The sequence below is a fragment of the Marinobacter segnicrescens genome, assembly GCF_900111555.1.
GTDB classification, from domain to species: domain Bacteria; phylum Pseudomonadota; class Gammaproteobacteria; order Pseudomonadales; family Oleiphilaceae; genus Marinobacter; species Marinobacter segnicrescens.
In genome coordinates, this window is the sequence record NZ_FOHZ01000046.1 from 1 (window position 1) to 11875 (window position 11875).

General features: G+C 58.5%; 9 protein-coding genes. 6 read left to right on the forward strand and 3 right to left on the reverse strand.

The window, feature by feature from the left end; translation table 11 throughout:
- The 3 genes from BM036_RS18955 to BM036_RS18965 all read left to right on the forward strand — a co-directional run.
- The coding region (locus tag BM036_RS18955; RefSeq protein WP_143066648.1) for an acyl-CoA carboxylase subunit beta at positions 1 to 1314 on the forward strand (1314 nt) is incomplete at its 5' end.
- A 70-nt stretch (positions 1315 to 1384) separates the two neighbouring features.
- Positions 1385 to 3391 (forward strand): acetyl/propionyl/methylcrotonyl-CoA carboxylase subunit alpha, encoded by a 2007-nt coding sequence (locus BM036_RS18960; protein WP_091854825.1) that lies wholly within the window; start codon positions 1385 to 1387, stop codon positions 3389 to 3391.
- An 18-nt stretch (positions 3392 to 3409) separates the two neighbouring features.
- Positions 3410 to 4189 (forward strand): enoyl-CoA hydratase/isomerase family protein, encoded by a 780-nt coding sequence (locus tag BM036_RS18965; protein ID WP_091855208.1) that lies wholly within the window; start codon positions 3410 to 3412, stop codon positions 4187 to 4189.
- 116 nt (positions 4190 to 4305) lie between these two features.
- On the opposite strand, the gene BM036_RS18970 is transcribed toward BM036_RS18965, so the two are convergent.
- Positions 4306 to 5943, reverse strand: coding sequence for a long-chain fatty acid--CoA ligase (locus BM036_RS18970; protein ID WP_091855209.1), 1638 nt, complete (start codon positions 5941 to 5943; stop codon positions 4306 to 4308).
- Between the two features lie 380 nt (positions 5944 to 6323).
- Between BM036_RS18970 and BM036_RS18975 the strand changes: the two genes are divergently transcribed.
- Positions 6324 to 7943: a class I adenylate-forming enzyme family protein gene (locus tag BM036_RS18975; protein WP_091855210.1), complete on the forward strand. Its 1620-nt coding sequence runs from the start codon at positions 6324 to 6326 to the stop codon at positions 7941 to 7943.
- 60 nt (positions 7944 to 8003) lie between these two features.
- Here the strand turns inward: BM036_RS18975 and BM036_RS18980 are convergent, their stop codons facing one another.
- Positions 8004 to 9596 carry an acyl-CoA synthetase gene (locus tag BM036_RS18980; RefSeq protein ID WP_091855211.1) on the reverse strand — a complete coding sequence of 531 codons (1593 nt, stop codon included), beginning with the start codon at positions 9594 to 9596 and terminating at the stop codon, positions 8004 to 8006.
- Positions 9597 to 9767: 171 nt separating this feature from the next.
- Here BM036_RS18980 and BM036_RS18985 point away from each other — a divergent pair, with 171 nt between their 5' ends.
- Both BM036_RS18985 and BM036_RS18990 read left to right on the forward strand, forming a co-directional pair.
- Entirely contained in the window at positions 9768 to 10232 is a 465-nt protein-coding gene (locus tag BM036_RS18985; protein ID WP_091855212.1) for an RrF2 family transcriptional regulator, read from the forward strand.
- Between the two features lie 83 nt (positions 10233 to 10315).
- Positions 10316 to 11497, forward strand: coding sequence for an acyl-CoA dehydrogenase family protein (locus tag BM036_RS18990; RefSeq protein WP_091855213.1), 1182 nt, complete (start codon positions 10316 to 10318; stop codon positions 11495 to 11497).
- Positions 11498 to 11554: 57 nt separating this feature from the next.
- Here the strand turns inward: BM036_RS18990 and BM036_RS18995 are convergent.
- A partial coding sequence (locus BM036_RS18995; RefSeq protein ID WP_218144847.1) for a hypothetical protein occupies positions 11555 to 11875 on the reverse strand: 321 nt, incomplete at its 5' end.

The window sequence follows — 11875 nt, forward strand, 5'->3', positions numbered from 1 at the left end:
GTAAGGGTGATGATTGCCGCCAACGACTCGGGCATTGATGCCGGCGCTATGCAAGCGATGGGTCTGGAAAAACAGCTGCGGGTCCAGGAACTGGCCCTCAAGAACAAACTGCCCTACGTCCAGCTGGTGGAGAGTGCGGGCGCCAACCTGCTGAAATACAAGGTGGACCAGTTTATACACGGCGGTACCCTGTTTGCCAACCTGACCCGCCTGTCGGCGGCCGGGCTGCCCGTGGTCACGGTCACCCACGGCTCGTCCACCGCAGGCGGTGCCTACCAGACCGGTCTGTCCGATTACATCATCATGGTTCGTGACCGCTCCAGGGCTTTCCTTGCCGGACCGCCCCTGCTCAAGGCGGCCACCGGTGAAATCGCCACCGAGGAAGAACTCGGTGGCGCCGAGATGCACACCAGCATCTCCGGACTGGGGGATTACCTGGCAGAAGACGACCGCGACGCCCTGCGCATGGTGCGCGAGATTGTCGCCCAGCTGGACTGGGATGGTGAGCTGCCGGAAGACAAGCCACGCTCCTTCCAGCCACCTCGCTATGACCGGGAAGAGCTGCTGGGCGTCATGCCCATGGACTACAAGCGTCCGGTGGACATGAAAGAGGTGATTGCCCGCATCGTGGACGACTCCTACTTCCTGGAGTTCGGTGCCAATTACGGGTCCTCCACTGTGTGTGGCCATGCCAAAGTTGAGGGGCTGCCGGTGGGCATCATCACCAATAACGGCCCCATCGACCCGGCCGGCGCCACCAAGGCGACCCACTTTATCCAGGCCTGCTGCCAGTCCCAGACGCCAATCCTGTACCTGAACAACACCACCGGCTTCATGGTCGGCAAGGAATACGAGCAGGCGGGCATCATCAAGCACGGCTCCAAGATGATCCAGGCGGTGACCAACGCCACCGTGCCCCAGATCACCATCTACTGTGGTGCCTCCTTCGGGGCGGGTAACTATGGCATGTGCGGGCGCGGTTTTGCGCCCCGGTTCTGTTTCTCCTGGCCCAACGCCAAGACCGCTGTCATGGGCGCCGAACAGGCCGCCAAGACCATGACCAACGTCACCGAAGCGGCCATGAAGCGCAAGACCGGCGAAGTGGATCACGACAAGCTCGCCGCCATGGAAAAGAAAATCGTAGACACCTTCGAGAGCCAGATGGATGTGTTCACTACCAGTGCCAGGCTCCTGGATGATGGTGTCATCGACCCTCGTGAGACCCGCTCGGTACTGTCCTACGTGCTGTCGGTCTGTCGTGACGCGGAGCGGCGTGAGCCCCAAAAGATGCAGTTTGGTGTGGCGCGCCCCTGACCCTGATGGAATCCCGGAACCCGGCCGGTATTGCCGGCCGCCCAAAGAATGAGAACGGTGTCTGACTATCATGACCACGACAACAGCAAGCAAACCGACCCCCTTTACCAAGGTGCTGGTCGCTAACCGGGGCGAAATCGCGCTCCGAGTTATCCGCTCCGCCCGTGAACTGGGTTACCGGACCGTAGCGGTCTATTCATCCGCAGACAGAAATGCCCGCCACGTTCGGGCTGCTGACCAGGCCGTAGCCATAGGCGGCGACCTGCCAGCGGACTCCTATCTGCGTATTGACCGGATTATCGAGGCGGCAAAGCTCAGCGGCGCCGATGCGATCCATCCCGGATATGGTTTCCTGGCGGAAAACCCGGGCCTGCCGAAAGCCTGTAAGGAGGCGGGTATTATCTTTGTGGGCCCGTCTGCCGAATCCATTGTCTCCATGGGACACAAGGCGGGTGCCAAGCAGCTGATGATGGGTGCGGGCGTGCCCTGCGTACCCGGGTACCAGGGGGAGGACCAGGACGAGAATCGCCTGATCCGGGAAGCGGACAACGTGGGCTTCCCCATCATGATAAAGGCCACCGCCGGTGGGGGCGGCCGGGGCATGCGTCTGGTGGAAAAGGCGGAAGACTTTCCGGCGGCCCTGCGCAGCGCCCGGTCCGAGGCGGAAAGTGCTTTCGGTGACCCGGAAGTGATCCTGGAGCGGGCCATCATCAACCCGAGGCATATCGAGATCCAGGTGATGGCGGACCGTTACGGCAATGCTGTCTACATCGGGGAGCGGGACTGCTCCATCCAGCGCCGTCACCAGAAGGTGGTGGAAGAAGCACCGTCACCGGCGGTGTCGCCGGAGTTGCGGGCGCGGATGGGGGAGACCGCCGTTACCGCGGTCAAGGCCATCCATTACGAGGGGGCCGGCACCCTGGAATTCCTGCTGGACCAGGACGGCAACTTCTATTTCATGGAGATGAACACCCGGCTTCAGGTTGAGCACCCGGTAACCGAGTCCATCACCGGACTGGACCTGGTGGAGCTGCAGTTGCGGGTCGCCGCCGGTCAGCCACTGCCCCTGAGTCAGGACGACATTGTCCTGAAAGGCCATTCCATTGAAGTGCGTCTGTGCGCCGAAAGCCCCAGCGAAGGGTTTATGCCCCAGAGTGGCACCATGGCGCTGTGGCACATGCCTGACACCCTGCGGGTAGAAGATGCGGTGGAGTCCGGTTCCGAGATCCCGCCTTTCTACGATTCCATGATCGCCAAGCTGATCAGCACCGGGGCGGACCGGGAAGAGGCCCGCCGTCGCCTGGTCAGCGGATTGAAGGACGCTACGGCACTGGGCGTGGAAACCAACCAGGCCTTTCTGAGCGCCTGCCTGGAGCACCCCACCTTTATCCAGGGGGAGGCGACCACGGCCTTCGTTGATAACCACCAGGATGAACTGCTGGCAAGGGACCAGGGCGCCGATGACCGGGCCCGGTTACTGGCCGCCGTGCTGCTGTATACCACCGACGCACAGGGTAGCTACGGTGGCTCGATCAGCACCATTACCCATCGCCTGCCGATCATCTTCCGCTTCAGTGTTGGCGGGGAAGCCGCTGACGCGCGGGTGAGCAATCAGGGTAATGGCACCTTCCGGATTCAGCTGGACGACGCCGCCGCTGAACTGACGCTGGATGCCGTGGACGGTGCCCGCGTGCGGTTCACCTGCGAGGGCCTGTCAGAAACCGCCGAGATGATTCGTGCGGGTTCACGCCTCTACCTGCGCTACCGCGGTCACTCCTACCGTGTGGATGACCATACCCATGAGGCTGCCGTTGCCGGGGATGAAGCCGGTGATGGCGTCATCCGCGCCTCCATGAACGGACGGGTGGTAGCCCTGCATGCCGGTGAGGGCGATACGGTCGAGGCTGGCCAGCCGGTGGTTGTGCTGGAAGCGATGAAGATGGAACACGTCCACGTGGCGGCAGTGGCAGGAACGATTGTGTCGCTCACGGTCAGCGAAGGTGAACAGGTCACCGCTGGCAAGGTGATTGCCGAGGTTATCCCGGCCGAAACAGCTACCCCTGCTGAAAGCAACTGATCAACCAGGAGAGCCATGATGTCTGAACAAGAAGCGGTCTTGCTGGAACAGAAGGGGCCGGCCCTGTGGATCACCATCAACCGGCCCGAAAAACGTAATGCCATCAACAATGACGTGATTGCCCGGATTCGTGAGGGCTATCTGAAAGCAGAATCGGATCCCGAGATCCGGGTGATCGTACTCACAGCCGCTGGTGAAAAGGCGTTCTGTGCTGGCGGTGACCTGCAGCCGGGCCAGGGTTTCGCCTTCGATTATTCAAAACCCAATGCAGAGTACGCGGACCTGTTCCGGCTGGCGGTGAATACCACCACGCCCTGTATCGTACGGGTCAACGGCGTCTGTATGGCGGGCGGCATGGGCCTGCTCTGCATGGGTGATATGGCAGTAGCCCACAGCAACGTGAAATTTGGCCTGCCGGAGGTGAAAGTCGGTCTGTTTCCCATGCAGGTACTTAGCCTGATGCAGCGCCTGGTACCGCGGCGCGTGCTGCGGGAATGGACCCTCACCGGAGAGCCGTTCACTGCCGACGAAGCCCTTCAGCATGGCTTGCTGAACCATGTAGTGGCGCCGGAGGAACTGGATGCCAAGGTGGACTGGCTGATCAGTCGCCTGACGGACAAGTCTCCCACCGCCATTCGCCGAGGCAAGTACGCCATGAAGGCCATTGAAGATATGAGTTTCGAGCAGGCCATCGCCTATACCGAAACCCAGCTGGCCACCATGGCCCTGACAGAAGATGCCAAAGAGGGCATGGCTGCCTTTAACGAGAAACGGGCGCCTGACTGGCCCGGGTGCTGAAGCAGCATGGGCCGCCAGACCTTGGTGCAGTCAGCTGGTACAATCAAGAAAAGCACCGTGAACAAGATAAGCGCTGTGATGTAACCCGCCAGCCTTCGGGCTGACGGGATCCCAACTCAGCCAGCGGTGATCGGCTTGAAGTCACCGTACTCTTCCCGAAGTTTGGTCTTGAGCAGCTTGCCGGTGGCCGTATGGGGCAGTTCGTCTACAAACAGGATGTCGTCCGGCAGCCACCACTTGGCCACGTGCTCCTCGAGGAAGGACATCAGCTCGTCCTTGCCGATCGTAGCGTTATCCTTGAGCACCGCAATTAGTAAGGGGCGCTCCTGCCACTTGGGGTGGGCAATGCCGATTATAGCGGCTTCTGCCACCTCCGGGTGGGAGGCAGCGGCGTTTTCCAGCTCGATGGAGGATATCCACTCGCCGCCGGACTTGATGACGTCCTTGGACCGGTCCACCAATTGCAGGAAGCCGTCCGGGTCAATGGTGCCGATGTCACCGGTGGGGAAGAAGCCCTCGCTGTCCAGCTTGCTACCACCTTCCTGGCGATAATAGCCGCTGGCAATCCAGGGGCCGCGTACATAGACGTGACCGGGAGTCTTGCCGTCCCAGGGCAGGCGCTCGCCGTCATCATTGACGGTCTTGATCTCCACACCCCAGACGCCGCGACCGGCCTTGGTCTTGAGTCTTGCCATGTCCTCATCGCTGAGGCTGTCGTGCTTGGGTAGCGGCTTGTTGACTACCCCCAGCGGACTGGTTTCGGTCATGCCCCAGGCCTGAATCATGTCGATGCCGGATTTGCGGAAGCGTTCGATCATGGCGATCGGGGGTGCTGAGCCGCCTACACCGACATCGTTCAGGCTCAGCTTTTCAAGGCTTGTCTCGGGTGTGGCATCCAGGTACTGGAATAGCATCATCCAGATGGTGGGTACCGCGATAGAGGAGGTGACTTTCTCCTCTTTCATTAATTCGTATATGCTCTCACCATCCATGTGCGGGCCGGGTAAAACTACTTTGGCACCTGCCATGGGAGCAGAGTACGGTGCGCCCCAGGCGTTCGCGTGAAACATGGGTACGATTGGCATCATCGTGGTTCGACTGCTGAGCCCAAAGCCGTCCGGTGCCACCTGAGCCAGGGAATGCAGTACCGTGGAGCGATGACCGTAGAGCACTCCCTTGGGATTGCCGGTGGTACCGGAGGTGTAGCACAGGGAGGAGGCCGTGCGTTCGTCGAATTCCGGCCAATCGTAGTCGTCGCTGGCCGCGTCCATCAACTCCTCATAGCAGTAGAGGTTGGGCAGGTCGATGTCCGGCATGTGCTTCCGGTCCGTCATGGCCACGAAGGCCTCTACCGTCTCCAGCTGTGGTGCCAGCTGCTTCACCATGTCGGCAAAGCTGATGTCGAAGAACAGCACCCTGTCTTCGGCGTGGTTGATGATGTAGGTCAGCTGCTCCGGAAACAGGCGCGGGTTAACCGTGTGCAGGATGGCACCGCTGCCGGAAACGCCGAAGTAGAGTTCATAGTGACGGTGGGTGTTCCAGGCCAGGGTCCCGATCCGGTCCTGAAAATCGACACCCAGTGTCTTCAGGGCGTTGGCTACACGCTTGGAGCGGTTGCGCAGCTCCCGGTAGTTGGTGCGGTGCATAGGGCCTTCCACGGTTTTGGTGACGATTTCCGTTTCCGGATGGAAGGTGGCAGCGTGATCAATCAGTGACGAGATGAGCAGGGGCTTGTCTTGCATCAGGGCTTGCATGGCACTCTCCTGAATTCCTGAAGTTGTTGTGGTTGTGGCAGGATGTAAACGTCAGTGTCTCGCACCGTTGAAACAGCGACCTCGTCTGATTCGACGATTTCAGGCTCCGGGCACCGGTTATTTCGTCGGAACAGACGAGGCCCTTCGCTAAGGTTCTGTTTAAGCTGTATGTGGTCGGCCTGCCCGGTTGTTCCGGCAGTATGACCGAGTCCTTACAAGCACGTCCTGAAACAATGGGTACCACGAGTGGATGGCATTGACAGAGGCGAGGCTCTGGCTTGGCTCTGCTGGCAGGAAGTGTTCTCGAAAGTCGATGTCAGCCGTCACGGACTGTGAATGCCCGACAATAACAAGAATCACAACGACAGGAGTGTTGAATCATGATCCTGCACAAACCTGAACTCATCGAGGAATACACCGGCAAGGGGTACTGGGGCGACAGGAACCTGCTCCAGCGCTTTGCCGCCAACCGCGATGCCCATCCGGACCGGGAAGCGGTGGTGGATCCGCCCAACCGGGATGAGCTGGTGGGCACGCCGGCCCGGCGCCTGACGTGGGCGGAGTTTGGCCAGGCAGTGGATGCCACGGCTGCGGAACTGGTAAGCCGGGGCTTTGGCAAGGACGACGTACTGGTGGCCCAGCTGCCCAACGTCTGGGAGCTGGCCATGCTCTACCTGGCTGCGGCAAAGGCCGGCGGGCTGCTCTCTGCCCTGCCCATGCAGTGGCGCCGCAAGGATGTGGGCTATGTAAAAGAAATGACCGGTGCCAGGTTCTATGTCTCGGCCGAGAGCTTCCATGGCTTTGACTACCGGGCCCTGGGGCGGGAGCTGGGCTTCGGGCACTACATCGGCCTGCAGGAACTGACCGGTATTGCCCGCGGCGCGCCCGGCCAAGTGCCGGACGTGGCTGTGGATGCCAATGACATCTTCACCCTGTGCTGGACGTCTGGCACCGAGGCAGATCCCAAGGGCTGCCCCATGAGCCACAACAACTGGGAGTACCTGATCAGCCTGGTGTCCACCACCTGTGGCTTGCAGAAGGGGGATCGCATCCTGTGTGTGGCGCCCCTGGTGAATATGACCGCGGTTGGGGTGAATTACTTACCCTGGCTCGCAGTGGCTGGCACCCTGGTGCTGCACCACCCCATCACCCCGGAGATCCTGCTGCGCCAGCTGACCGGGGAGGATGTCCAGTACACCATCCTGGTGCCGGCGATGCTGAACATGATCGCCAAGCTGCCCAATGTGGACCAGTTGGACCTGTCCAGCGTGCGCACCATCACCACCGGTTCAGCGCCGCCATCCGCCTGGTCCATGCAGGAGTTCAAGCGCCGCTGGGATATCGACATCGTCAACATTTGGGGCCAGAACGAGGGTACCAGCCTGGTGGCCGGCCCGGCGGACGTGCCGGACCTGGAAATGCGGGTGGACCACCTGCCCTGGTGGGGTAAGGAAGGTGTTGAGTGGCCCTCGGGCATCTATGGAGTCGAAGTAAAGATTCTCGGCGACCAGGATGATGAAATAACCGAGCCGGGCGGCATTGGTGAGCTTTGCTACCGCAGTCCCGGACTGTTTGCCGGCTACTTCCAGCGGCCGGACATCACCGAGCGGTCCTTCACCGCTGACGGCTTCTTCCGTACCGGTGACCTGTTCATCGTACAGGACGCCAGCCATGTCGGCTTCTACGATCGCAAGAAAGACATGGTGATCCGCGGCGGGTTCAACATCTCCAGTGTGGAGGTGGAGAACGCGGTGCTGGGCTTCGGCAAGGTGCAGGACGTGGCCGTGATACCCCAGCCGGATGACATCATGGGTGAGCGGGTCTGTATCTGCGTGGTGCCTGCGGATGAGACCAATCCACCGACCCTGGAGGAAATCAACGAGTATCTGAAGGAACAGGGTATGAGCGTCTACAAGCTGCCCGAGAAGATGAAGCTGATTGACGCCATTCCCCGTAACCCGGTGGGCAAGATCCTGAAGAAGGAATTGCGGACCCTGTAAAACAAAGAGCCGGGCGTTACCGCCCGGCTCTTTGTGCTAAACGCTACCAGTTCGCTTCTGTTAGCTCTGGGGGAAAACTTCATAGAGCTCTCTCAGGTTTCGCTTGAGGATTTTGCCACTCGGGTTACGCGGTAAGGCATCGGCGACAACCACTCGCTTGGGAACCTTGAAGCTTGCCAGTCGCGCCTTGCAATGATTGACGACCATCTCTTGGTCGATGGTCGAACCGTCCCGGGGAACAACGATTGCAGTAACAGCTTCAACCCAAACAGGGTCGCTTACAGCAATAACGGCTACCTCTGAAACCTGGTCCATCTGGAAGATGGTTTCTTCTACCTCTCTGCTTGAAACGTTCTCACCTCCGGTCTTGATCATGTCTTTCTTGCGGTCGACGATCGTCAGATAGCCTTCCTCGTCGAAGAATCCTAAATCTCCACTATGAAACCAGCCGCCCTTGAATGCCTCCCTGGTGCGCTCTTCATCATTGAAATAACCACTCATAAGCTGGGGTGACCGATGCACAATTTCACCAACGGTCCCGGCTGGCACCTCCTGCTCAGCGTCATCCACAACACGAGTCTCAACATTGAACACAGGCTTACCTGCTGATCCGGCTTTCCGTATCTGGTCCTCCGGCCCGAGAATAGTCGCCGTGGGAGCAATTTCGGTCTGGCCATACAGGTTCCATAAGCGGACCTCTGGCAGGCGCTCTTGAAGTTCCTGCAGAACAGCGACTGGCATAATTGCAGCACCGTAATAACCCTTGCGTAATCTGGATAACTTTTCGCTGTCAAACATTGGAGAGCGAAGCAGTGATATCCAGACGGTGGGTGGAGAGAAAAACGAGGTGACCTGGTACTTTTCAAGCGCTGGGAGAATGACCTCCGGAGAGGGAGTGGCGGTGATGACGTTCGTGACACCTGCGTAAACGCAGGTCCCGAAAAAGGTGTCGAGTTGCGCGCAGTGAAACAGCGGCAATGCGTGCAGCATTATGTCTGACGACTCGAATCCAGCAGCCATGACGCAGCTCATATGCTGGGTCACGACGGCTTCATGTGTAAGCATGGCACCCTTTGGAAGGGATTCGGTGCCACTGGTATAAACAATTTGTGCCAGCATGTCCCCGGATACACCGGGGCGCTGTTGATTGGAATCGGCTCCCTCAATAAGGAGATCGTCGAACGACGTCATACCTGAAAGGGGGGCTGAGCCAGCCTCATCCGGAATCCAGAGAAATTCGTCAACATTGGTATCCTGACTGGCAGCCTCCCTGGCCATGTCTGCCATCGAAGTGTCCGTACATAGGATCCTGGCCTTTGAGTGGGCAAGGATGTAGGCCATCTCTTTGGCATTCAACATGAAATTGACCGGCACCAGAACCGCGCCAATGCGGGCAAGTGCAAAGCGCATTGCGACGAAACCATGGGAGTTTCTAGCCAGGATGGCGACCTTGTCTCCACATTGCACGCCGCGCCGGATCAAAGCGTTGGCGAGACGGTCGCAAATGTCATCAAATTCGCGATAGCTCCAGTTTATCTGACCGCAAATAACGGCTGTCTTGTCACGGTTCCTCCTGGCTGTACGCCGTAACATGCCGGAAATAGTCTGTTCGCGGGCTGCAGCAATGGTTTGCTCCAGAGCATTTGTTGTCATTATTGGCTCCTAGGTCCATCAGGGCACCGCCAGATTGGATGTGACGGGCATTGATGCTTTGTTGATGTATTCGCGTTTGATGGTTATAGTTACTGAAACATTTAACATATAAGAGCATGGCGTTCGAGGTCAAGCCGGCCGAATGACTTGCACCAGCATAGGAAGGTTTCCTTGAACTCAACAAAGTTCACCACAGCGTGTTACATCCTTTCTTTTGTGGCGTATCACAGCGAGAAGCAGCACTCCTCACGGACCATTGCAAAGTGGGTGAATGTTAATCCTTCAAGGGTTCGCCAACTCATCTCACGCCTGGTCCAGGCGGACTTGCTGACATCAACCAGGGGTGGGAAAGGGGGCGTCACAATGGCCCGCGCACCGTCCACTGTTTCTTTGCTGGATGTATTCGAGGCAGTTGCGGAGCCAAACGTTGAGCTTTTCTCGATAGATAATCCGTTTTCAGACTGGAAAGACCGGTGCTATGTGCATGACGTACTGAGCGGCCTTCGGAATGAGATGGACAGGGATTTCCGAAATCGTCTTGCCTCAATCAAGGTGTCCTCCCTTTATAGTGCTGACAAGGCTCTGGACAAACAGGGTCTGGCCGATGCGATGGATCCAGCCCGTATGAAAGCCTGACTCCATGATCTTCCCGACAGTCGCTGCGTGCCTTACACAGAAGGGTCCCATTAATTTCACAATAAAAATGAGGGTTCGAAATAATGAGTAGTACACAATCTGCTTTTTCGGTTACTGATTCGTCAGCCGGTGAGGAATACAATCTGTTTCTGAATTCGGTTCGAAAAATCCTCCAGCAGGAAGTGGCGCCCTTTTATGAGGACTGGGAGGAAGCCCACCAGGTTCCCAGGGAACTTTGGAACAAACTGGGAGAGGCCGGCCTGCTTGGCGTGGACCTTCCCGAGGAATATGGCGGCTCTGATGCAGGGCCAGATATCTGCCTGATGATCGTTGAGGAAATGTCACGGCAGGGCTTCGGGGGCCTGACCGGTGGCTACAACATCCATTCAAATATTGTCATTCCCTACATTGAGCGGCTGGGCACCGACGCACAAAAGCAACACTGGCTGCCGCGGATGGCAAGTGGCGAGGTGTTGGGCGCTATTGCAATGACGGAACCGGGTGCCGGCAGTGACCTGGCGGGTATGCGCACCTCCGCCCAGAAAGTGAATGGGGGCTGGAAGATCAACGGAGCCAAGGTGTTCATTACCAATGGCATCCTGGCAGACATGGTTATCGTCTGTGCCAAGACCGATCCGGGCGCCGGAGCTCGTGGTGTGTCGCTGTTCCTGGTCGACACCACCCTGCCGGGTTTTGCCCGTGGCAAGTCGATCCGCAAGATTGGCCAGCATGCCAGCGATACCGCTGAGCTTTTCTTCGATGACCTGATCGTTCCTGACGATGCCCTGTTGGGTGAGGCGGGTAAAGGGTTTGGTTACCTGATGCAGGAATTGCCCCGCGAGCGTCTGGGCGTCGCAGCCCAGGCCCTGGGAGCCATCGAGGGTGCGCTAAAACTGACTCTGGACTACGTACAGGATCGCCGGGCATTTGGCCAGCGCATCGCGGATTTCCAGAATACCCGGTTTACCCTTGCCCAGGTGCGGGCGGACCTTGATATGGGGCGCGGGTATTACAACCAGTGCCTGCAACGCTACCTGGCGGGTGAAATGACAGCGGTGGATGCGGCTGTCATCAAGCTGCAGCTAACGGAGATGCAGTGCAGCTGTATTGATCGCTGTATGCAGCTGTTTGGCGGTTACGGTTATACCCTCGAATATCCTATCTCCCGGTTTTATGTGGATTCCCGGGTGCAGACAGTCTATGCCGGTACCTCTGAAATTATGAAGGAGGTTATTGCTCGAGATATGCTAGGACGGGCACATTAGGGGAGGCAGGTTCCGGCAGGGTGTGTTTCCCTGCCCATGAGGGCAGGGAAACAGTGCTCAGGCGCCGTGGTTGTTAACATCCACTTTAGACCAGACTTCCTTCCAGAAAAGCTCCGTCAGTTCCTCGCTGCTTTCAACGCTTTTAACGAGTGGCAGCCACCGATTGAGCGTTTCCGAGAATTCCTTGACGACCCGGGCAGCATCTTCCACTCCATATTTTTCTTCATAGGCCGAGGCAATCTGTTCGGCATCCCTGCGAGTAAACTCGGCTGTCGCCGTAATCAGGTCCTGGTCGGGCTGATGTACTTGAATCTCAGGGTCCGACTCCACAGAAGCCATGTTTTCCTCATGGCTAAGCATGTAAGACCAGCTTATATC